This window comes from Nitrospirota bacterium, from assembly GCA_040752355.1.
Taxonomy (GTDB): Bacteria; Nitrospirota; Thermodesulfovibrionia; order Thermodesulfovibrionales; family Dissulfurispiraceae; genus JBFMCP01.
The window spans coordinates 46549-69355 of sequence record JBFMHE010000017.1; the positions used below are offsets into that span (position 1 = coordinate 46549).

The window sequence follows — 22807 nt, forward strand, 5'->3', positions numbered from 1 at the left end:
AGAATGAGCAACTACCGTACTAATGTAATGCTGTGTGGAGGGACCGGCTGTATCGCCGGCGGCAGCTTGAAGCTGAAGACCGCATTCGATGCGGAAATAAATAAACGAGGGCTCCAGAACGAGATCAACATCGTGCTGACCGGCTGCAACGGCTTCTGCGCCGAGGGCCCGGTCATGACCGTCTACCCCGACGATATCTTCTACGAGAAGGTGACGGCCGCCGATGTGCCGACGATCGTTGAAGAGCACTTCATCAAGGGGCGGCCGGTACAGCGCCTCCTGTACAAGGAACCGCTCAAGAAGCAGACCATCCCGCTGACGAAAGATATCCCCTTCTTCAATCTCCAGGTCTTGAGGGCGCTCCGGAACAAGGGGCTCATCGACCCCGAGAAGATCGAAGAGTATATCGCCCGCGACGGTTACCAGGCCGCTGCAAAGGCGCTGACCGAAATGACTCCCCAGCAGGTCATCGAGGAGATGAAGCGCTCGGGGCTCCGGGGCCGCGGCGGCGCCGGGTTCCCGACGGGAATGAAGTGGGAGTTCTGCTCGAAGGTGAAGGGCGATCAGAAGTTCATTCTCTGCAACGGCGACGAGGGCGACCCCGGCGCGTTCATGGACAGAAGCATCATGGAGGCCGACCCCCATGTGGTCCTCGAGGGAATGATCATCGGCGCAAAGGCGATCGGTGCGAACAAGGGCTATATCTACGTCCGGGCGGAGTATCCCCTGGCCGTCAGCCGTCTGCAGCTCGCCATAAACCAGGCCAGGGAGCACGGGCTGCTCGGCGACGATATCCTCGGCACCGGCTTCAATCTCGACATCGAGATCTACCAGGGCGCCGGCGCCTTTGTCTGCGGCGAGGAGACCGCGCTCATGCGGTCTCTCGAAGGCAAGCGGGGCATGCCGCGTCCGCGTCCGCCCTTCCCCGCCGTCAAGGGGCTCTGGGACAAGCCTACGGTCCTCAACAACGTCGAGACCTATGCGAATATCCCGCAGATCATCCTGAACGGCGGCGACTGGTACCGCAGCCTCGGCACCGAGAAGTCGACCGGCACCAAGGTCTTCGCCCTGAGCGGCGCGATCAACAATATCGGTCTCATCGAAGTGCCCATGGGCATCCCGCTCAAAAAGATCATCTACGACATCGGCGGCGGCATCCCGAAGGGGCGGAAGTTCAAGGCGGTGCAGCTCGGCGGTCCGTCGGGAGGCTGTATCCCCGAACATCTCCTCGACACCCCGGTCACCTATGAGGACATCGTGCAGACCGGCGCGATCATCGGGTCGGGCGGTATGGTCGTCATGAACGACCTGAACTGCATGGTGAGCGTCGCCAAATTCTTCCTCGAGTTCACTGCCGAGGAGTCGTGCGGCAAATGCCCGCCCTGCAGGATCGGCACTACGGTCATGCTCGACATCCTGACCAATATAACGGAAGGAAAGGGCAAGCCCGGCGATATCGCGCTCCTCCAGGATATGTCGCAGGACATCATCTCGACTTCGCTCTGCGGCCTCGGCCAGACCGCGCCCAACCCGGTCCTGACCACCATCAAGTACTTCAAGGAGGAGTACGAATCCCATATCCATGAGCAGTGGTGCAAGACCGGCGTCTGCAAGGACCTCTGCACCTTCTATGTCGATGAAGAGAAGTGCAAGGGCTGCGGCGCCTGCAAGCGGGTCTGCCCCCAAGCCGCGGTAGCGGGAGAGAAGAAAGCGGCCCACCGCATCGATCAGTCGAAGTGCATCCAGTGCCGCTCGTGCTACGAAGCGTGCAAGTTCGATTCGATAAAGATCGGGCCGTTGAGCATGCGCGAAGCGCTGAAAGAGACGACCGACCAGGCAGCCCTGAGAGACAAAGTGGCCGCCACCCTCGCGGGAAAGGAGGAGTAACCACCAATGATGGAACTTACGATAAACGGAAAGGCCGTCAAGACCGAGCCGGGGACGACGATCCTCCAGGCTGCGCTGAAAAACGACATCTATATTCCCAACCTCTGCTACGACAAGCGGCTGAGGCCCTACGGCGGCTGCAGGCTCTGCGTCGTCGAGCTGGAGGGCCAGAAGAGGCTCTTCGCCGCCTGCTCCACGCCTGCCGAGGAGGGCATGATCGTGCATACCGAGACGCCGAAGCTCGCCAAGGCGCGGAAGACGGTCCTCGAGCTCCTGCTCGTGCACCATCCGCTCGACTGCCCTGTCTGCGATAAGGCGGGAGAGTGCGCGCTCCAGGACCTCGCCTTCAAGTACGGGCCGACGCAGAGCCGGTTCACGGGCCAGCGGAAGAGCGACCCCGAGAGGATCGACGCCCCCATCATCGAACGAAACCCCAACCGCTGCATCCTCTGCGGCAAATGCGTCAGGGTATGCCATGAGCACCAGGGCGTCGGCGCGATCAACATCATCGGCAGGGGCTTCAAGTCGAAGATAAGCCCCGCCTTCGAAGAGACGCTCGATTGCGAGTTCTGCGGCCAGTGCATCGATACCTGCCCGGTGGGCGCGCTCGGCAGTAAGCCCTACCGGTTCCAGTCGAGGGTATGGTTCATGGACGAGCACGAGACGATCTGTCCCTACTGCGGCTGCGGCTGCACCACGAATGTGAGCCTCAGGGAGGGCAGGATCATGCGCGCCCGCGGGAAAGAGGGCGTCGGCATCAACGAGGGCGACCTCTGCAGCAAGGGCCGCTTCGGTTTCGACTATATCTATTCCGAGAACAGGCTGACGACCCCGATGATCAAAAAGGACGGGCAGCTCGTCCGGGTCTCGTGGGAGGAGGCTCTCGACTACGTCACGAAGAGACTGGAGGCGATCAAGGCCCAGCACGGGCCGGCGGCCATAGGGGCCGTCGGGTCGCAGCGGTGCACGCTCGAGGACAACTACATGCTGCAGCGCTTCATGCGCGACGTTATCGGAACGGACAGCATCGACTCTGCGGCGCGCTTCGGCTATGCGAAGGCCCAGAAGGCGATAGAGGCGGCCTTCGGCATCGACCGCCTGCCGATCGAGTGGGAGGCGCCGCTGAAAGCGGACTTCATGCTCGTCGTCGACTCCGATATCACCTCCACCCTCCCTGTCTGGGGCCTGAAGTTCATCGAGGCGAAGCAGGCCGGCGCAGAGCTGGTCGTGGTCGATTCGAAAGAGACGAAGATCGCCCGGAACAGCTCGCGGTTTCTCCAGACCCGTCCCGGCTCGGGGGTCGCTCTCCTGAACGGGATGGCGAAGGTGATCATGGAGGAAGGGCTCTACAACAAGGACACGGCGACGAAGGTATCGAACTTCGTCAACCTCACCAACAGCCTCAAGGACATCTCCCTGGCTTCCGTGGCGAAGATCACCGGGCTGTCCGAGGAGACTATCGCAAAGCTCGCGCGTGATTATGCGGGCGCCGGAAAGCGGCTCATCACCATAACGTCGGGAGCCTCCGAAAATGCGAAGAGCGCGAGCACGCTCCTCGCTGCTGCCAACCTCGTGCTCCTCATGGGCGATGCTCCCGAGACGCTCCAGGTTCCTGCGGAGTTTTCGAATACGCTCGGCATGTGGATGGTCGGGGTGCGCCCCCTTGCAGGAGGAAAAAACGCCCAGGAGATGCTCTACAAGCCTGGCGCTGTAAGGGCGCTGTATATCATGGGCGAGAATCCCCTCGTCTCGTTCCCGGATGCGACCGCGGTGGAGCGGACCCTCAAGGGGCTCGACCTGCTGATCGTACAGGATATCTTCCTCACCGAGACGGCGAAGCTTGCCGACGTGGTGCTCCCTGCCTCGAGCTGGGGCGAGAAGGAAGGCAGCTTCATGAACGCTGCCGGAAGCATCCAGAAGATCGAGAAGCTCATCGCCGAGACCGGCCAGTCTACTGCGGACTGGAAGATCTTCAGAAATCTTGCCCGGCTCATGAACAAGGACCTCGGGCTGAAGGACCTCGCCGAGATCAGGTCCTCCATAACGGACCTCGTCATCTCGGGGCAGAAGGAGGAGGGGACCCCCGCGTTCAACCCCGTCTCCTACGAGGTGATGGAGATGGTGAGCGACCAGTACCCCATGTTCCTCGTCACCGCGAACGTCCTGCAGCATTCGGGAGCGCTCTCGGTCCTTTCGAAGAACCTCGATACCGTGGTGGCGGATGCCTATCTCCAGATCAATTCGAGGGATGCGCGGAAGTACCGGGTGAATGACGAGGGCTTCGTCAAGGTCGTCTCGAAGCGGGGCGAGGTCTTCCTGAAGGCGATGATCTCCGATGAGGTGCCTGAAGGGACCGTCTTTGCACCGATTCACTTCGCCCATGCGAAGATCAATACGCTGACCTATCCCTCGGCAAACGGGGGGTTGCCTCTCGTGCCGGTAAGGGTCGAAGCAGCCTGACACCGCTTCGCTTAATGACGGGCCCGGGGAGAGTGATACGCTCTCCCGGGGCCTTTCTTCTCCTCTTCCGTGTGCACCGGCCATAACCAAAAGTGATATAATACACAGATGTTCGGTCAGCGTGATTTCGATATTTTGAACAGCATAGATGACGGCGTCTACTATGTCGCTTCCGACAGGAAGATAGAGTACTGGAACAGGGGGGCGGAGGCCCTCACCGGCTACGCGCCCGGAGATGTCCGGAAGAAGCGCTGCGATGAAGCGATACGCTACGAGGATGAGGCAGGAAGCCCGATCCCGGCCTACGAATACCCTGCGGTCCTCTGCCTCCAATCAGGCAAGCCGGTAGTAAAGAATCTCGTCCTCGTGGGCAGGGATGACGAGAAGCGTTTTGTCGAGGAGCTCGCCTCCCCTGTGCTCAAGGGGGGGAAGGTGATCGGGGTCCTGTCGCTGCTGAGAGACAACGCACGGGTCTTCCCGGTCGTGGAGGCCCGTGTGAGGGACCAGCGGCGGGACCGTCTCATCCCTATCTGCGCCTGGTGCAAAAAGATCAGGACCGAAGAGGATACCTGGAACCAGATCGAGAAGTATCTTACCAACGAGGGCTTCGGTGTCTTCACGCACGGGGTCTGCCCCGACTGTGCGGATAAAATCTTCGAGAAGAAGATCTACCTCGAGAGCTACCAGAAGATCTGCAAGGCCATAAGCTCGAGCCTCTCCCTGAGCGAAGTGCTCAACCTGATCGTGACGAACGCCGTCAAGGTGATGAGCGTCAAGGCCTGCATGCTGAGACTCCTCAACAAAGAGACGCAGACGCTCGAAGTGGCCGCGCATCACGGCCTCAGCGAGAAGTACATCAAGAAAGGGCCGGTGGACTACGACCCGAGCATCTACGATGCGCTCGCCGGCAAGGCGGTCTCGATCTACGATATCAGCGCCGACCCCGAGGCGCGGTACCGCAGGGAGGCCGAAGAGGAAGGCATACGGAGCATTCTTTCGATCCCCGTAGCCTTCAAGAAAGAGGTGATCGGCGTACTGAGGATGTATACCGGCGAGCCGGTGAAGTACAAGTCTGAAGATATGAAGTTCATGACCGCGATAGCGGAGCAGGCGGCGATTGCGATCATGAACGCGCGGATGTTCGAGTCCACGGTGTCGCGGGCAAAGGAGTACCTGCGGGTATTCGAGGAGGTGACCAAGGCGGTGAGCTCCACGCTCGACCTCGATGAGGTGCTGCTCCTCATCGTGAGAAAGCTCCCCGAGGTCATGCACCTCAGGGCAGCGACGATACGGCTGCTCGATACGACCCGAAAGAAGCTGGAGCTGGCCGCAGCCCACGGCCTGAGCGATAAGTACCTTTCCCGCGGGCCGGTCGATACCGAGGAAAATGTGCGGGAGGCGCTCCAGACCAGGCCGGTCGCCATTTACGATGTGACTACCGATCCGGGAATACATTACCAGAAAGAGGCTCTCGAAGAAGGCATAAAGAGCATGCTGACGCTCCCCATTGTCGCCAAGGGAAGCGTTATCGGGGTGCTGCGCCTGCTCACCGATGCCCCGCGGCAGTTCAGCGAAGAGGACATCTCGTTTTCCGCCTCGCTGGCTGAAGTCTGCGGGACCGCCATCGAAAACGCGCGCATGTACGAGCAATTAAAAAGCCGTAATGCGTGATGCGTAACGGGTGATCAGGAAGAGACAGAAAGTCTCTCCTTGGTTTGTTACCGATTACGCGTTACGGATTACGTATCACGGATTGTATGGAAGGATACTTAAAGCGGAAGATACTCAAGAACAGCGGCAATGCCTTCGAGGAGAAGGAGGACCTCATCGCCCTCGAGCGGCGGCTGCGGGTCTCGGTCAACGGCAAGGAGGTGTTGAGCCTCTACTGTACGCCGCTCATGGTCAGGGAGCTGGTGGTCGGCATGTTCATGACCGAGGATATCATCAAAGGCGGCTGGTGCACCGAGCGGATGTCCATCGAATACGGCGAGGACGTGCTCGTCGATATCCCCGCAGAGGGCGAGGCCTCGATGGACGGGGCGGTGATCACCTCCGGCTGCATCGGCGGCATCACCTTTCCGAAGCGGCTGTCGCTGCAGAAGATCGAGGATACGTTCCGCGTCGCGCCGGAACGGCTCAAGGAGCTCTTCAGAAGGTTCCAGAACGCCTCGGAGCTCTACCAGATGACCGGGTGCATGCACAGCGCTGCGCTGAGCGACGGGCAGGAGATCTATTGTCTCGCCGAAGACATCGGCAGGCATAACGCGGTCGATAAGATCATCGGCTACGCGATTCTCGAGGGCATTCCCTTCGACGGAAAGATCATGCTCGCCAGCGGACGGCTCTCGTCGGAGATCGTCTCGAAGTGCGCCAAGTGGGGCATCCCCATGGTGGCGAGCAGGACCTCCCCGACGAGCCTCGCCGTGGATATCGCCGAGAAGAGCGGGGTCACGGTGGTCGGCTTCATACGGGCGGACCGCTTCAACATCTATACCCACCCGCAGCGGATCGCGCGGTGAATGAGGACGCGCACCCGTTCGGCGGTGATTCTCAGCGGACGCCCCTACAGCGAGGCGCGGCCTGAGGGGCCTTTTGTCAGGATCTGCATCATCACCTCCGGCATGGGAGAGCAGTTGATCGCATCGTCCGACGATATCAGGCCTTTGGTATAGAGCTCGTAGAGCGACTGGTTCATGGTCTGCATGCCCGAACGCCCCTGCGCCGCCTGCATCACCGAATAGATCTGGTGGAGCTTGTCTTCCCGTATCAGGCTCCTGACGGCAGGGGTCATGATGAGCACTTCCAGGGCGATCACCCGCCCGTTGCCGTCCATCCGTGATATCAACCGCTGGGAGATGATGCCTTCCAGGACCGACGAGAGCTGCACCCGCATCTGCTCCTGCTGATGGGGGGGGAAGACGTCGATGATCCGCTCGATGGTCTGGATCGCCGAATTGGTGTGGAGCGTCCCGAGGGTCAGATGCCCTGTCTCGGCTATGGTGATCGCCGCTTCGATGGTCTCGACATCGTGGAGCTCGCCGATGAAGACGATGTCGGGGTCCTGCCGCATGATGTTTTTCAGCGCGCATCTGAAGGAGGCCGTATCCGAGTTGACCTCCCGCTGGTTGATGATGCATTTCTTGTGGTTGTGGAGAAACTCTATCGGGTCCTCGATGGTGACGATGTGCGCCTCGCGTTCGGTGTTGATGAGGTCGATGATCGAGGCCATGGTGGTCGATTTGCCGGTCCCGGCAGGGCCGGTGACGAGCACGAGCCCCTGCGGTTTCCGCGAAAAGTCCTCGACCGTGTCGGGCAGGCCGAGCTCCCGGCAGGTCTTGATCTCGAACGGGATCGCCCTGAAGGCCCCTGCGACCGCTCCGCGCTGCCTGAAGATGTTGGCCCTGAAGCGGCTCAGCCCTTTGATGCCGAAGGAGAGGTCGAGCTCGCTGCTCTCCTCGAACTTCTGCTTCTGGAGGTCGGTCAGGATGCTGTAGCAGAGTGACTGCGTATCGTCCGGGGTGAGGGGCGGGCAGTCTTCGATCGGGACCAGCTTCTTCACGATCCGGAGCTTCGGCGGGCTGCCGGTGGTGACATGGAGGTCCGATGCGCCGCGGTCGATCATCAGCTTCAGGTATTCTTCAAGTTTGGCCATGCTCTCCTCTCTGGAAACTCTCAGCGGTTCTGTACCGAAATGGTGCGGGTATTATACTCTTTTGCGGGGTGTTTTGTACTCAGTCTTCGAAGGTGACCCTGAGGACCTCATCGATCGAGGTGACCCCCTCGAGCATCTTCTTTATGCCGCTCTGGCGGAGGGTCGACATGCCGAGCCGGACCGCCTCCCGTTTGACCTCTGCCGCCGAGGCGCCCTGGAGGATCAGCTCTTTCAATTCATCCTTGATCGGCATGATCTCGTAGAGCGCTATGCGGCCTTTGTACCCGGTATTGTTGCATTCGGCGCAGCCCATGCCGACGTAGCATTTGGCCTGGCCGATTATCTCGGGACTGACGCCCATCTTGAGCAGCACCGTATCGGAGATGCTCTGCTCCTCCTTGCAGCTCGGGCATATTTTCCGTGCGAGCCTCTGGGCGACGACGAGGATGACCGACGAGGAGACCATGATCGGCTCGATGCCCATGTTTATGAGCCGGGTTATGGTGCTGGGCGCATCATTCGTATGGAGTGTGCTCAGCACGAGGTGGCCGGTGAGCGCCGCTTTCACCGCGATCTCGGCGGTCTCGAAGTCTCTGATCTCGCCGACCATGATGACGTCGGGGTCCTGCCGCAGGAAGGACCTCAGGGCTGCGGCAAAGGTGAGGCCGATGTCCTCGCGGATCTGGACCTGGTTGATACCGAAGAAGTTGTACTCCACCGGGTCCTCGGCAGTCATGATATTGACGCCCGGCTTGTTGAGCTGCGAGAGTGCGGAATAGAGGGTCGTTGTCTTGCCGCTGCCGGTAGGGCCGGTGACGAGCAGCATGCCGTAGGGCTTTTCGATCGCCTCCATGAAGTCCTGGAGCGGTCTCTCGTCGAAGCCCAGCATGGTGAGGTCGAGCTGGAGGTTCGATTTGTCGAGGAGCCGCAGCACGATCTTCTCCCCCCAGAGCGTCGGGAGCGTCGATACTCTGAAGTCGATCTCCCGGTCGTCGCCGAGCTTCAGCTTGATCCTGCCGTCCTGGGGGAGCCTCCGCTCAGAGATATCGAGGTGCGACATTATCTTTATCCGCGAGGTGAGGGCGTTCTTGATCTTGACCGGGAGCTTGAGCACCGGCTGCAGCACGCCGTCGGTCCTGTACCGCACCCTGAGCAGCGTCTCGGCGGGCTCGATATGGATATCGCTGGTGCGGGATTTTATCGCATTCATCAGGATGCCGTTGGCGAGCTGGACGATCGGCGCGTCCACCTCCTTCGGCGCATCCTTATCTTCCCGCTCTTCGACGATGGTAATGTCGTCGAGGGCGCTGCCGATGACCTTGTTGAGGTCCTCGATCTCCATTATGTCCTTGTCGCCGGCCTTGCCGCCCTTGAGGGATACCTTCGGGGCCTCTTTTTTGGGGTAGAACTTCTCGATCGCTTCCATAATGGCCGATTCCGCTGCCACATGGACGGATATCTTCATCCCCGTAAGGAACCGCACTTCGTCGACCGCGAAGTTGTTGGAGGGATCGACAACGGCGACGCGCAGCGCCGCACCGTCTTTCGATATGGGAATGAGCTGGTACTTCTTTGCCGTTTCATAAGGGACGAGCTTCAGCAGGGAGGTGTCTATCTTGTGGTCCGAAAGATTGATGGCCGGGGCGTTATACTGCCTGCTGAGGAAGGTGATGAGGCTCTCCTCGTTGATATGCCCGAGCTTGAGCAGGACCGAGCCGAGCCGTTTCCCTTCGAGCTTCTGGATGCGGACCGCCTCGTTGAGCTGTTCTTCGGAAATGAGTTTGGCTTTGAGTAATAACTGCCCTAATAAAGAGGTACCAACCGTCACCCCTTAAGATACTTGAAAGAAAAGCGGATTGTCAATTTATTGATACCCCGTCTCTGCGCCGTGGTTTCGGCGCCGGGGAATGGCTTGAACTGCAGCGGGGATGCTCCGGACGGTTCACTCAAGCAAGAGGCAATTTTCTCGATAAAGAGAGAGGGCCTTATGGCCTAACCCCAACACTGCTTTATGGAGCTGACGACCTGATAAGGCGGGATCACTGGAACAATCTATGAATGATTTCAAGGGGACTGTAGCAATAATGGGGGCAGGGGAGAGCGGTACGGCGCTCCTCTCGGTGCTGCTCAAGGAATCCGCACTTACGATTACCGGTGTTGCGGACCGGAATCCGCATGCCCCCGGGCTCCTGCTCGCCCGGGAAAGGGGCATCCCCGTCTATGGGGACCCGGGAGCGCTCCTCCAAACGGTTCCCGATATCGCGATCAACGCGACCTCGAGCGAGGAGGTGAGCGCGGAGCTTGCTGCTCGCAAAGCGCCCCGGACCGAGATCATGGAGAAGAGGAGCGCGCAGGTCTTCTGCGAGCTTCTTCAAAAGCGGCGGCAGGTGCAGGATGAGGTGCATGGGCTCCTTGCGGAGATGCAGGAGCTCTACCGCATCGGTGTTTCCCTCACCTCCGCAGGCAGGCTCGAAGAGGTGCTGGATACGCTCCTGGCCGAGGCGCTCAGCACCATCAACGCCCCTGCAGGAAGCATAGCGCTCTACGACGAGGCGAGTGATACGCTCACCCTGAAGGCCTTCCGGGGGTTCTCTCCCGACTTCGCGAAGGTGACCCGGTGGAAGCGGCGGCAGGGCGGCATGACCGACCATTTCCTCCGCAGACGGGTTCCGACGGCCATCCCCGATACCGGGCAGGTTCCTTTTATCGACAACCAGGTGCTCCATAACGAGCGGATCAAGAGTATCCTTGCCGTTCCCCTTTTTGCCTATGAGAAGATAACGGGCATCTTGTATATCGACGACTTCGAGGTGAGGCACTGGAAGCAGCGGGAGGTCGAGTTCCTTACGCTCCTGGGAACGCAGGCAGCCTATGCCATCGAGAAGTTCAGGCTCATCGATACCCTCTCCGAGACGCGTAACTACCTTAAAAGCGTGCTCGACAACTCCGCCGACATCATCATGACGACGAATGCCGAAGGGAGGATCGTCGAGTTCAATAACGGCGCTATACGGATCCTGGGCTACAGCAGGGAGGAGATGATCGGCAAGAGGGCTGACGAGCTCTGGGTGAGGCCCTGGGAGCGGGAGCGGACCCTCGAGCTTCTGGACAGGACGGACTACATCGCAAACTACGAGACGCAGCTGAAGACCAGGGACGGCAGGTGCATCGATATCAGTCTCACCCTCTCGGCCTTAAAGAGCAGCAGCGGCGAGCGTATCGGAACGGTCGGCATCAGCAAGGATATCACCGAGCGGAAGCGGCTCGAGCGCGCCCTTGAGGAGAGAAACATGGACCTCCAGGAGCTCAACGATAAGCTGGAAGAGCGGATACTCGATCGGACGCGGGACCTCGAACGGGCCAACAGCGAGCTCGATCGCTCCAACAGGCTGAAGAGCCAGTTCATAGCGACCATGAGCCACGAGCTGCGGACCCCGCTCAACTCCATCCTCGGCTTCTCGGAGCTGCTCATGGACGAGGTCTACGATCCCGTAACGGAACGACAGAAGCGGTACATCAGCAATATCTATAATTCCGGGAGCCATCTCCTGCAGCTTATCAGCAATGTGCTCGACATAGCGAAAATCGAATCGGGGAAAATAGAGCTCCAGCATGAGACCTTCCTCATTACGCAGACCGTTGCAGAGGTGGATGCGGTCATCAGGTCGCTGGCGCAGAAGAAGCAGCAGCAGTTGAGCGTGCAGGTGGCCGAGGACATGCCGCCGATAAGGGCCGACCGTGTAAAGTTCAAACAGATACTGTACAACCTGCTCTCCAATGCGGTGAAGTTTACTCCGGAGGGCGGAGCGGTCTCGGTCGAGGCGAAGGTCGTCAGCGGCGCCGACCTCCCTTCGGTCATAGGAGCGAGCGAGGCGTTCCCCGGCGACATCGATCTCCTGGTGATCACTGTTGCCGACACGGGCATCGGCATCAAGCCCGAGGACCAGGACCGCATCTTTTCGGAGTTCGAGCAGGGAGACAGCAGTTTTTCGCGGCGGTACGAGGGCACCGGGCTCGGCCTTGCGCTGACGAAGAGGCTTGTGGAGCTGCACGGCGGCGAGATAGCGGTCGAGAGTGAGGAGGGCAAGGGGAGCACGTTCACCGTCGTCGTACCCCTCGGCACTGCGGCCGCTGCACAGCGGCTTCCCGTCGTCCCGCCGGATATGCAGCAGCAGGAGGGTGCCTTCGAGGCCGAAACAGCCCGGGGCCGGCGCTGCACGGCGCCGCTCATCCTCGTGGTCGAAGACAATCCGTCGACTTCGGAGGTGCTCACCCTCTATCTCGCCCGAGCCGGATACCGGGTCGCCCACGCCTTTACCGGCGAAGAGGCCCTCAGCCGCGCAAAGGAGCTGCAGCCCTTTGCCGTTCTCCTCGACATCATGCTCCCCGGCAAGGACGGCTGGGAGGTGCTCCAGGAGCTCAAGACCGCCCCCGAGGTAAAGGATATCCCGGTCATCATCTCCTCGGTAACCGACAACAAGGAGCTGGGGTTCGCCCTCGGCGCTTTCGACTACCTGGTAAAACCGGTAGACCGCCTGGCGCTTCTCAAGAAGCTCGAGGAGCTCAGCCTTACCGTAAAGCGGTGCCGAAAGCATATCAATATCCTCTGCATAGACGACCATGCCGAGGCGCTGGAGCTGCTGCAGTCCATCCTCGAGCCTGCGGGCTACAATGTCATCACCGCCTCCTCGGGCGCCGAAGGCGTCGATAAGGCGCTTTCGTACAAGCCCGACCTCATCATCCTCGACCTCATGATGCCTGAAATGGACGGCTTCGAGGTGGTACATCTCCTCAAGAGCAGCCCCGCAGTGGTGGACACGCCGATCCTCATCCTCACGGCAAAGGATTTGACGGTCGAGGACCGGCTCCGGCTGGCGGGCAAAATAGAGAATTTCATCCAGAAGAGCCACTTCACGAAAGATGATCTCCTCACCTATATACGGGACCTCGAGGTCACCTTCCCTGCAAAGGCGGGACTGCTCGACGAGGTGAGCGGGCTCTTCGACCACTGCTATTTCCAGCTCCGCCTCGCCCAGGACGTTGCCAGGGCCGAGCGGTACAAGAGCACCTTCAGCGTCATCGTCATCGATCTCGACCAGTTTACCGAGTATATAAAGGCGCACGGCATCGCGCGCGCGAATATCTGCATCAGGAAGATCGCCGATTTCCTGAGGAGGAGCCTCAGGGGCTCCGATACGGTGGTGCGCTACGGTATCGACGAGTTTGCGGTCATCCTCGCCGACACGGTAAAGGAGTCCGCCGTGACGGTGGCAGCCCGCTTTCTCTCGCACATAGAGGCGTATCCCTTTTATGGGGAGAATGTCATGCCCCAGGGAAAGATCACCGCGAGCGTCGCGGTCGTCAACTGCCCGCGGGACGCTGCCTCCCCGGAGGAGATCATATTCAAGGCGCACCAGACGTTGAGGACGGCCAAAAAGCGGGGCGGCAGCAGGGTGGAAGTATATGGATAGAAAGTACCGGATACTGGTGGTCGAAGATAATCCGGTCAATCTCGAGCTCTTCGCCGACTTCCTCACGCTCGGGGGGTACGAATGCCGGCGGGCGGCAAACGGGGAGGAGGCCCTCGAAGCGGCGAAAAAAGAGCCTCCCGATCTCGTGCTCCTGGATATCCAGCTCCCCGGGCTCGATGGCTGCGCCGTTGCCCGGCTGCTCAAGTCCTCGGAAGGGATGCAGCAGGTCAAGGTGATCGCTTTGACGGCGTACGCGCTGAAGGGCGATAAGGAGCTCTTTCTCGAAAAGGGGTTTGACGGCTATATCGCCAAGCCCATCATGATGAAGGAGTTCCTGGAGGCGGTGGAGCATTACCTCCGCTCATAGCCTAGAGGCGTTTGAGCTATTTTCAAGAACCGCTCCATATCGAATTCCTGGTCGATGATCTCCTTCGCCCTCGTGATCTTGCTCTTTTCGGTTATCCTCGTCCTTCCCATGATCGCCTCGATCCTGTCGACGGTCGTAAAGGTGTCCATGCCGACGGAGATCATCGGGATGCCGTTCGAGATCGCCTTGCCGAGCACGACGTCGTTCGGGTAGAGTCCGCCGGTGAGGATGATGCACCTGGTCGAGGTCTCCATGGCGACCAGCTGGATATCGGATCGGTTCGCGCCGGTGATGACCGCCTTGTTGGGTATCTTCCTGAAGTGCTTGAGCGCGCTCTCGACATCCATGGCGCCTATCGAGAAGTTTTCGACCGGCTCGTCGAGCCGGTCCTCGCAGCAGAGGACCTTCCCATTGAGCAGCTCGCTCAGTTCTTTTACCGTAAACGACTCGAGGACGCTGTCCTTTTTGATGATCGAGAGTATGGGCACTCCCTCCCTCTCGAGGAAGGGCCTGATCGTGTCGCGGACATAGGGAAGGGTATTGGCGGGCGTCTTGTTCACCACTCCACCGATAAACCGCTCCCCCAGCAGTTTGCAGGGGCCGACGAGGGCATCTATGGACTTGTCCCCCCGCCAGGCCTCCACCATGATGACGCGGGCGTCCATTTCCCTGATGAGGGTGAGGGCGTCGATCGTGAGCACCGAGCCCTCGAAGAAATCTCCTGCGCCGCCGATGATGAGATAATCTTTATCCTTTTGTGCGGCGAAGGCTTCCATGACCCGCTCCCGCGTATCCCGCAGCCTTCCCTCGAACATCAGGTTCTGGGTCTCGTAGCTCAGTACGAAAGGAGAGATGAGCCTGAGCGGGTCGGAGAGCCCCAGCGCCTCCTGCACGATCATGGCGTCCGCGTCGTACACCTCCCTGCCCTTCTTCACCGGCGTCTTCCCGAGGGGCTTCATGTAGCCGACCTTGCAGCCCATTTCGATGAGCCGCTGGGCGAGGCCGAGGACGAGAAAGGTCTTTCCGGTGAAGCTCCTGTTCGACGCTATAAAGATCGGGATCATGTCGTTCTCCTTCTTTCCCTTTCGAATATTATCCGTGCATCGATTGCAAAGGTTCCCCTGTTCATGACCATGAGCGGGTTGATGTCGAGCTCGCGGATGACGGGGAAATCGGTGATGAGGGCGGATACGCGCAGTATGCCGTCAACGATCGCCTCGATATCGACCGGCCTTTCTCCCCGGGCGCCCTTCAGGAGAGCGCCGGTCCGGATCCCGTTGATCATCGCGAGCGCTTCGGCCCGCGATACCGGGGCTATCCTGAATGATACATCCTTCAGGACCTCTACGTAAATTCCCCCGAGACCGAACATGAGCATGTGCCCGAAGGTCCGGTCGTAGGTGACGCCGATGATGACCTCCTTGCCCCCTTTTATCATCTCGTAGAGCATGACGCCGTTGATGAAGGCATCGGGCATGAACCGGCGGGCATTGGTCGTGATCTCGGTGAAGGCATCTTCAGCCGCGACCTCGGAATTGATATTGAGCCTGACACCGCCCACATCGGTCTTGTGGAGGATGTCGGGAGAGGATATCTTCATGACGAGGGGGAACCCTATGCGTTCGGCGATCGCGGCCGCCTCCTTCGCGGTCCTCGCCAGCCCCCGGTCCGGGAAGATGAAGCCGTACTGCGAGAGGATATCCGCAGCCAGGTCGTCCCCGATCTCATACCTGCCCTCCTGCAGGAGGCCGTCGATGAGGCGCTGTGCCGCGTCCTTGTCGACCGCGAAGCGCTCGGTGCGTTCCTCGGGCTTGTGCCGCCAAGCATTGAACTCATAGAGCCGTTTGAACGCCTTTACCGCTCCTTCGGGGTAGGCGAAGGAGGGGACGGAATGCTCCTTGAGCTTCTCGCGAGCGGCCCTCACCCGCGCCTCCCCGATGAAGGAGGCGATGACCGGCTTGTCCGTCTGCGCCGAGGTCGCGATGATAATGTCGGCGGTAGCATCGACATCCGTCATCGCCTGCGGCGTCAGTATCACGAGGATGCCGTCGACAGTGGGGTCGCCGACAGCCCGTTCCAGGACCGTGGCATACCGCTCCGAAGTGGCGTCGCCGATGATATCGACAGGATTGAACAGCGACGCATTCGAGGGCAGCAGCTTTGCCATGGAGTCGATAGTCTCTTTCGTCATGACCGGCAGCTTGACGCCGAGCTGCTCGGAGGTGTCCGCAGCCAGTATGCCGGGGCCGCCGGCATTGGTGACGATCAGCATCCGGTTGCCGGGAGGGAACTTCCCCGACGAAAAGGCGAGGGCGGTGTCGAAGAGGTCCTGAATGCCCCGGGCCCTGATGATGCCTGTCTGCCTGAATGCCGCGTTGAAGGCGGTCTCGGAGCCTGCCAGCGCCCCGGTGTGCGATGAGGCGGCCCGTGCTCCTGCCTCGGTGCCGCCCGACTTTATGAGGATGATCGGTTTCACCTTCGTGGCCCTGCGGGCGACCTCGAGGAACCGTTTGCCGTCGACCACGTCCTCTATGTAGCCGAGGATGATCTCGGTATCGGGGTCGTCGATGAAGTACTGAATGAAGTCGATCTCATTCAGGTCGGCCTTGTTCCCGAGGCTGATGAACTTCGAGAACCCCATGTTGTTCCCGATGGCCCAGTCGAGGATAGCGATGCCGAGGGCTCCTGACTGGGAGAAGAAGGCGGTCTTCCCCTGGGGCAGCATATCGCCGGCAAACGAGGCGTTCATGCTGTTGCAGGTGTTGATGATGCCGAGGCAGTTGGGGCCGAGCATCCTTATGGAGTGCTGCCTGCCGATCTCCTTGATCCGCTCCTCCAGCTTCACCCCTTCGGAGCCCGCCTCCCTGAACCCGGCGCTCAGGATCACCACTGCCGTGATGCCTGCTGCGGCACATTCGAGCAGGGTGTCGGGAACAGAGCGGGCAGGCACGGAGATGACGGCGAGATCGATGCGGCTGCCCGCTGCAGCGACGCTCGGGTAGGCCTTCAGGCCGAGGATATCCTCGGCCGAGGGATTGACAGGATAGATTGCCCCGTTATACTTGAAGCGTATGAGATTGTTCAGGACCGCATAGCCGACTTTCTGCGGGTCTCTCGAAGCGCCGACGACAGCGATGGAGCCTGGACGGAAAAGAGCGTCGAGCATGAGATAAGTTTACTGCGGAAGGCATTTAGAATCAAGAGATAATAGCTCACTGCCGTTACCGTTCCCATTGCCTTAGCCTCCCGAAGGATGCTCGTGGCAGTTCTTGCAGAGATCCATGGGCTTCTCTGCCGGATACCTGAAGAGCTTCATGTAGTCGGAGCTGTGGGGAGTGTGGCAGCTCGCGCAGGTGAGCTCTCCGCTGCTGCTCTTCTCGTGTTTTCTGCCCGACAGGGGGTGCCCCGCCTCGGTGAACCCGCCGAGCACATGGGGGGCCTTGGCGATACGCGGGTGGCATTGCAGGCAGCCTTCGGATATGGGGAGGCGCAGCTGGAATATGTTCGGAGCGGCATGGGGGTCATGGCATACCGAGCACATGCCTGCGGCAACAGGCGGATGCAGGCCGGGCTTGATGAAGTCGGCCTTATCGTGGCAGGTGAAGCAGAGGTCGGCGCCCTGGGCGATGGTGAGCTTTCTGGTGTCGCTCTCATGCGGCTCGTGGCAGCTCGTACACATCCCTGAAGCGGTCGGGGCGTGGGTATAGGTATCCTTGAAATACGCCGCCTCATGGCAGGTAAAGCACAAATCGGGGATAGCCGTTATGAGCAGGCGCCGAGCTGAGGATGCATGCGGCTCGTGGCAGCTCATGCACTTTCCGTTCAGCACCGGAGGATGGTGCCTCTTCTTCGTGGGAGATATGTAGCGCTCCTCATTGTGGCATGTAAAGCAGAGGCGGGGCATCTCTGCAAGGAGGAGCCTTTTCGCATCGCTGCTGTGCGGGTCGTGGCATGAGGTGCATTTGCCGTCGGCGACGGGCGGATGGCTGGTATGATTGACGAACGTTTCCTTGTCATGGCACATGAAGCACAGGTCGGGCATAGGGGCCAGCAGGAGCTTCGCCGTGTCGCTGGTGTGGACATCATGGCATGACAGGCATTCACCCTTTGCCACCGGGGGGTGTCCCACCGTTCTCGAGAACTTTGCCTTTTCATGGCACGCCCAGCATAAATCGACCCCTTTATTGAACAGGAACTTGGGAAACGGCGACTCCTGCAGATGCGCGTTGGTATGGCACGAATGGCAGCCCTGCTTGTAAATGGGGTGGACATACTTCCCCTCTGCTTTCTTCTTATGGATATGACACTGCAGACAATCGGGGTACTGCCGCGCCGGGGCGCGACCGGCTATCGAGAGCACGACCACGGCGGCGAGAATAACGACAACTGGCAATCTGTATCCTTTACCCGGCATCATAGTCCTCCTTGCAGGCTCGATCATATAGGATAATCAAAATGCAGCAGAAAAATGTACTTTGCGCTGCTCAGCGGCCACCGAACGCCATCTGCAGCTCATACACTCCTGCTTCAGCCCGCCGCTCGATCGAGAATCCCGCGGCCTCGAACAGATGGAGCATGGGTTTGTTGTCTATGAGCACCTCGGCGGTAAAGCCGTGGAGCCCGCTCTTTTTCGCCAGATAGGTCAGGTACGACAGGAGCTCCGTTCCGATGCCGAGGTTCTGGCAGTCGTCACGGACGACAAACGCCACCTCGGCCCTGTGGGCCGCCTCGTCGATGTAGTACTGGCCCATGCCGATGATCTCTTCGCGGTCGTCCTTTCTGAGAGCGGCGAGGATGACCATCTCCTTCGTATAGTCGATGACGACGAACTGCTGCAGCCGGTCGTGCGGCATGTCCCGCCGTGTCGAGATGAACCGGTGGTACATGCAATCGTTCGAAAGAGAATAAAAGAAATCCTTCAGGAGCGGCTCGTCGGTGATCCGTACGGGGCGGAGCCAGATGGTCATCCCCGTCTTCGTGGTCCGGCAGGTCTCGAGCTCTTCGGGGTATTCTCCCGCCTCTCCCCTGATGAACGCCTGGTCCTTGTAGATGAGGTTGAGCCGCCGCGCCTCCTCGATGAGCCGGTGCCTGAACTTCGGATGGGCTATGGCGATCAGGTCCATGGCCCGTTCGCGGATGTTCTTCCCGTGCAGGTAGGCGATGCCGTACTCGGTAATGACGTAGTGGAGGTCGCCCCGCGTCAGGGTTATCCCCGCGCCTTCGCTCAGAAAGGGGACGATCCTCGAGACCTCGCCGTCTTCCGCTGTCGACTGGAGCGCCAGGATGGTCTTTCCTCCCGGCGAGAGGACGGCGCCCCGCATGAAGTCTGCCTGTCCGCCGATGCCGCTGAAGAAGTACTTGCCGATCGATTCGGCCGTCGCCTGGCCGGTGAGATCGATCTCGAGGGCGCTGTTGATCGCCACCATGTTCCGGTTCCGGGCGATGACGAGCGGGTTGTTGGTATAGCTCACCGGCCTGAACTCGATGCTCGGGTTATCGTGGATATAGGCGTAGGTCTCCTCTTTCCCCATGCAGAAAGCGGCGACGGTCTTGCCCCGGTTCAGATCTTTCCGTGAATTGTCGACGGCTCCCTTCTTCATGAGCTCGATGACGCCGTCGGTGAGCAGCTCAGTGTGAACACCCAGGTTCCGCTTGGTATCAAGGTGGGCAAGGATGGCGTTGGGAATGCTGCCGTAGCCAACCTGGATCGTATCGCCGTCCTGGATAATCCGTGAAACATACATGCCGATCTTTTCGGCGATCTCGTCGGGCGCCTTCGCCTCGAACTCGAGGAGCGGCTCGTCGCAGGGCACGACGAAGTCGATATCGCGCAGGTGGATGAAGGTCTCGCCATGCACGCGGGGCATGAAGGCGTTCGCCTGGGCGACCACCAGCGGGGCGTGGTCGATGGCTGCGCGCACGATATCGACACTGATGCCGAGGCTCACATAGCCGTGCTTGTCCGGCAGCGAGGTCTGTACCAGGGCGACATCGAGGGGGATCCGTTGTGTGCGGAAGAGCTCCGGGACCGCCGAGAGAAAGACCGGCGTATAATCAGCAACGCCCCGGTTCACGGCATCCCGCGCGTTCTTTCCGATGAAAAAGGCGTTGTGTCTGAAATAGTCCTTGAACTTCTCGTCTGCGTAGGGCGAGACGCCGAGATTCCAGACCTGCAGCAGCTCGGTATCGAAAAAGGCCTTCGGATGGGACTGCACATGACCGAGCAGCGCGCGGACGAGGCATTGGGGCTCGCCGCAGCCGGTCCCGACGAAGATGCGGTCGCCGGGATGAATGGAGCTGAAGACAGCCTCAAGGGAGGCGAATTTTTCCGGGTACTGCCGCTGCGCTTCCTCCAGTCCGCGATGCCGCTGCTCCACTGCCATGGTGCCTCCTTAAGAGGTAAGTGAGACCGGTAACGCCGCTATCGTCCCTACCGAATGAGCGGGTCCTGCATCCCCGCCTCCTTGAACCCTTTTGCCCGTATGATGCAGCTGTCGCACCTGCCGCAGGGAATAAAACGGGGATCCGTAACGTGTAACGCGTGATCGGCTTTCTCCTTTAACTCGTTACGCGTTACGGATAACGCATTGCGGTCTTCCTGCGGATCGTAGCAGCTCCAGGTCAATGCGTAGTCGAGACCTGCGGCAGCGCCCTTTTTTATGATTTCGCCTTTTGTCAGGGAGAGGAGCGGGGCATTGATCGTGAACCGCAGCCTGCCTTCGACCGAAGCTCTCGTCGAGAGATTCGCCATCCGCTCGAACGCTTCGAGATACTCGGGGCGGCAGTCGGGGTAGCCGCTGTAGTCCACGGCATTCGCTCCGATGAAGAGGTCGGCTGCTTCGAGCACCTCTGCCCAGCCGAGCGCAAAAGAGAGGAATATCGTATTGCGTGCAGGAACGTAGGTTACCGGGATCGGGGAAGCGCGATGCGTGATGCGTGATGCGTGATCAGTATTTTCTTTTAACTCATTAAGCATTACGGATAACTCATCACGGTCTTTTGGCACTTCCATATCCGCAGTCAACGCAGAGCCGCCGATCCGGCTCATGTCGAACGCAATGACGAGGTGCTTCGAGACGCCGAGGCTCTCGGCGACCATTTTTGCCGATTCGAGCTCGCGCCGGTGGCGCTGGGCGTAATCGAAGCTCAAGGCATAGACTTCGAATCCCCCTGCCTTTGCGAGTGCCGCCGCGGTCGCTGAATCGACCCCGCCGCTCAGAAGGACTACCGCTCTCTTGGACATACTCTTTCAGATCCTATTTTTTCTCTCCTATTTTGCCCTCTGTCCCCTGCAGGAGCCGCCGGATGTTATCTCTATGCTTAATAAATATCAGAAGAGCTATGGCGAATGCAACGAGGAGCCGCTCCGGGGCATAGTCGATGAGGAAAAACGACACCGGCAGCAGCCCGAACGCTACGAGCGCGCTCAGGGAGGAGTACCGCGTCCACTTTGCCGTGATCAGCCAGAGCGTGATCGTGAACAGGCCGACATGAGGGGAGAAGACGAGCAGGACCCCGAGGCTCGTGGCAACGCCCTTGCCGCCCCTGCCCTTGAGGAAGAGGGAAAAATCATGGCCGGCGATGGCGCTGATGCCGAGCACTCCCTCGATGACCGTCCGGGGAGCATACCCCGTGCCCTGCAGGAGCTCGGGCTCGAGGGGCGGCATTCCCCACGCCAGGAGGCCCCTGTAGAGGAGGAGCGGTATCGCTCCCTTCGCCATATCCCCGATCAGGGTGAGGAGGGCGGCCTCTTTCCCGGCAGCGCGCATGACATTCGTGGCGCCGATGTTCCCGCTGCCGACGCCTCTGAGGTCGATGCCCTTGCTCCGGGCGATTACCACGCCGGTGGGTATCGAACCGATGAGAAACGCGATCAGTGCGAGAATAATAATCATTTCACTGTATCCGCTTCCAGAAAGAGACGGTATAGTTGATCCCGGAGACCAGGGCGAGCACGAGGGCTACGTACATGAGGAGCAGCCCGACATCGTAGAAATCGAGCTCCCCGATGCCGCCGGGCAGCAGGAGCAGGATGATCGAGGTCATCTGCGCCGTGGTCTTCAGTTTTCCCCCCTTCTCTGCAGGGATAACGATATCTTTCGAGAGGGCGACCACCCGCAACGCGGTGACGACGAACTCCCTGACGATGATGACCATCGCGATCCATGCGGAGAGCCTCGCCATGTCCACGAGGAGTATCAGGGCGGATATGACGAGGAACTTGTCGGCGATGGGGTCGAGAATGATGCCGAACTTCGTGATCTGCCCCGACCGGCGTGCAAGATAGCCGTCCAGGAAGTCCGTGGCCGAGGCGATCAGGAATATGGCGATGCCCCAGTAGGGGTTCCCGGGCGTTACGAGAACGAAGAAGGGGATCAGGACGATCCTGCTGAAGGTGAGGAGGGTCGGGAGATTAAGCGTTATAGTACTCATCGAGCAGCAGGTCCCACTTGCCGTTTGCTTTCAATATGAGGTCGCATATTTCCCGCACCGCTCCCCTGCCGCCGCGGGCCGTCGTCACCAGCCGTGCCGCCTCTTTTGCCTCATCTGCGGCATCGGCGACCGCCACGGCAAGGCCGACCCGCCTGAAGAGCGGGATGTCCACCACGTCATCGCCGATGTATGCCACCTCCTCGTCGGTGATGCCGAATTTCCGGAGGAGCTCCTCATAGGCGACCGTCTTCTTGTGGCACTTCTGGTAGACCTCGGCGATCCCGAGCTCTTTTGCCCTCCTGTCGACCACCTTCGAATTCCTGCCGGTGATGATCGCTACCGGTATTCCCGCCTGCCGCAGCATCACGATGCCGTGGCCGTCCCGCACATGGAAGGCCTTGTACTCGTTATCGTCGTTGTCGAGGACGATACTCCCGTCGGTGAGCACGCCGTCGACATCGAGGGCGAGGAGCTTGATCTTTTTGGCGATCCTGAGCGTTTCCGGAGGAGACATTCTGCTCTGTCCTGGGTCTCGGT

16 protein-coding genes are annotated in these 22807 nt (G+C 60.1%); 6 read left to right on the plus strand and 10 right to left on the minus strand.

Annotated features, from left to right (window positions below; genetic code table 11):
- Positions 1 to 3: 3 nt before the first annotated feature.
- From nuoF to fdhD, 4 genes are all read left to right on the plus strand, one after another.
- Positions 4 to 1887, plus strand: coding sequence for an NADH-quinone oxidoreductase subunit NuoF (gene nuoF, locus AB1805_12525; protein MEW5746248.1), 1884 nt, complete (start codon positions 4 to 6; stop codon positions 1885 to 1887).
- A gap of 6 nt (positions 1888 to 1893) precedes the next feature.
- A complete protein-coding gene (locus AB1805_12530; GenBank protein MEW5746249.1) occupies positions 1894 to 4347 on the plus strand; it encodes a molybdopterin-dependent oxidoreductase in 2454 nt (817 codons plus the stop codon).
- Between the two features lie 108 nt (positions 4348 to 4455).
- Positions 4456 to 6018 (plus strand): GAF domain-containing protein, encoded by a 1563-nt coding sequence (locus AB1805_12535; protein MEW5746250.1) that lies wholly within the window; start codon positions 4456 to 4458, stop codon positions 6016 to 6018.
- 86 nt (positions 6019 to 6104) lie between these two features.
- Positions 6105 to 6866, plus strand: a complete 762-nt coding sequence (gene fdhD / locus AB1805_12540) for a formate dehydrogenase accessory sulfurtransferase FdhD (GenBank protein MEW5746251.1) — start codon at positions 6105 to 6107, stop codon at positions 6864 to 6866.
- A gap of 44 nt (positions 6867 to 6910) precedes the next feature.
- On the opposite strand, the gene AB1805_12545 is transcribed toward fdhD, so the two are convergent.
- Together AB1805_12545 and pilB are read right to left on the minus strand one after the other, a co-directional pair.
- A complete protein-coding gene (locus AB1805_12545) occupies positions 6911 to 7999 on the minus strand; it encodes a PilT/PilU family type 4a pilus ATPase (GenBank protein MEW5746252.1) in 1089 nt (362 codons plus the stop codon).
- A 79-nt stretch (positions 8000 to 8078) separates the two neighbouring features.
- A complete protein-coding gene (pilB, locus tag AB1805_12550; GenBank protein MEW5746253.1) occupies positions 8079 to 9827 on the minus strand; it encodes a type IV-A pilus assembly ATPase PilB in 1749 nt (582 codons plus the stop codon).
- A gap of 226 nt (positions 9828 to 10053) precedes the next feature.
- Between pilB and AB1805_12555 the strand changes: the two genes are divergently transcribed.
- Both AB1805_12555 and AB1805_12560 read left to right on the plus strand, forming a co-directional pair.
- Positions 10054 to 13470 carry a response regulator gene (locus AB1805_12555; protein MEW5746254.1) on the plus strand — a complete coding sequence of 1139 codons (3417 nt, stop codon included), beginning with the start codon at positions 10054 to 10056 and terminating at the stop codon, positions 13468 to 13470.
- Positions 13463 to 13837, plus strand: coding sequence for a response regulator (locus tag AB1805_12560; GenBank protein MEW5746255.1), 375 nt, complete (start codon positions 13463 to 13465; stop codon positions 13835 to 13837). Before AB1805_12555 ends, AB1805_12560 begins: the two co-directional genes overlap by 8 nt.
- On the opposite strand, the gene AB1805_12565 is transcribed toward AB1805_12560, so the two are convergent.
- The 8 genes from AB1805_12565 to kdsC all read right to left on the minus strand — a co-directional run bounded on the left by AB1805_12565 (position 13822) and on the right by kdsC (position 22784).
- Positions 13822 to 14901: a phosphotransacetylase family protein gene (locus tag AB1805_12565; protein MEW5746256.1), complete on the minus strand. Its 1080-nt coding sequence runs from the start codon at positions 14899 to 14901 to the stop codon at positions 13822 to 13824. The genes AB1805_12560 and AB1805_12565 overlap by 16 nt on opposite strands.
- Positions 14898 to 17003: an acetate--CoA ligase alpha subunit gene (acs, locus tag AB1805_12570; GenBank protein ID MEW5746257.1), complete on the minus strand. Its 2106-nt coding sequence runs from the start codon at positions 17001 to 17003 to the stop codon at positions 14898 to 14900. The genes AB1805_12565 and acs overlap by 4 nt, the downstream gene beginning before the upstream one ends.
- A gap of 72 nt (positions 17004 to 17075) precedes the next feature.
- Positions 17076 to 18254: a cytochrome c3 family protein gene (locus AB1805_12575; GenBank protein ID MEW5746258.1), complete on the minus strand. Its 1179-nt coding sequence runs from the start codon at positions 18252 to 18254 to the stop codon at positions 17076 to 17078.
- A gap of 67 nt (positions 18255 to 18321) precedes the next feature.
- Positions 18322 to 20220: a GNAT family N-acetyltransferase gene (locus tag AB1805_12580; GenBank protein MEW5746259.1), complete on the minus strand. Its 1899-nt coding sequence runs from the start codon at positions 20218 to 20220 to the stop codon at positions 18322 to 18324.
- A 47-nt stretch (positions 20221 to 20267) separates the two neighbouring features.
- A complete protein-coding gene (gene queC, locus AB1805_12585) occupies positions 20268 to 21080 on the minus strand; it encodes a 7-cyano-7-deazaguanine synthase QueC (protein ID MEW5746260.1) in 813 nt (270 codons plus the stop codon).
- Positions 21081 to 21093: 13 nt separating this feature from the next.
- Positions 21094 to 21732 carry a glycerol-3-phosphate 1-O-acyltransferase PlsY gene (gene plsY / locus AB1805_12590; GenBank protein ID MEW5746261.1) on the minus strand — a complete coding sequence of 213 codons (639 nt, stop codon included), beginning with the start codon at positions 21730 to 21732 and terminating at the stop codon, positions 21094 to 21096.
- A 1-nt stretch (position 21733) separates the two neighbouring features.
- The gene (pgsA, locus tag AB1805_12595) at positions 21734 to 22270 is read right to left on the minus strand and encodes a CDP-diacylglycerol--glycerol-3-phosphate 3-phosphatidyltransferase (GenBank protein ID MEW5746262.1); all 537 of its coding nucleotides are present in this window, start codon (positions 22268 to 22270) and stop codon (positions 21734 to 21736) included.
- Positions 22251 to 22784 (minus strand): 3-deoxy-manno-octulosonate-8-phosphatase KdsC, encoded by a 534-nt coding sequence (gene kdsC / locus AB1805_12600; protein ID MEW5746263.1) that lies wholly within the window; start codon positions 22782 to 22784, stop codon positions 22251 to 22253. The genes pgsA and kdsC overlap by 20 nt, the downstream gene beginning before the upstream one ends.
- Between the last annotated feature and the right edge of the window lie 23 nt (positions 22785 to 22807).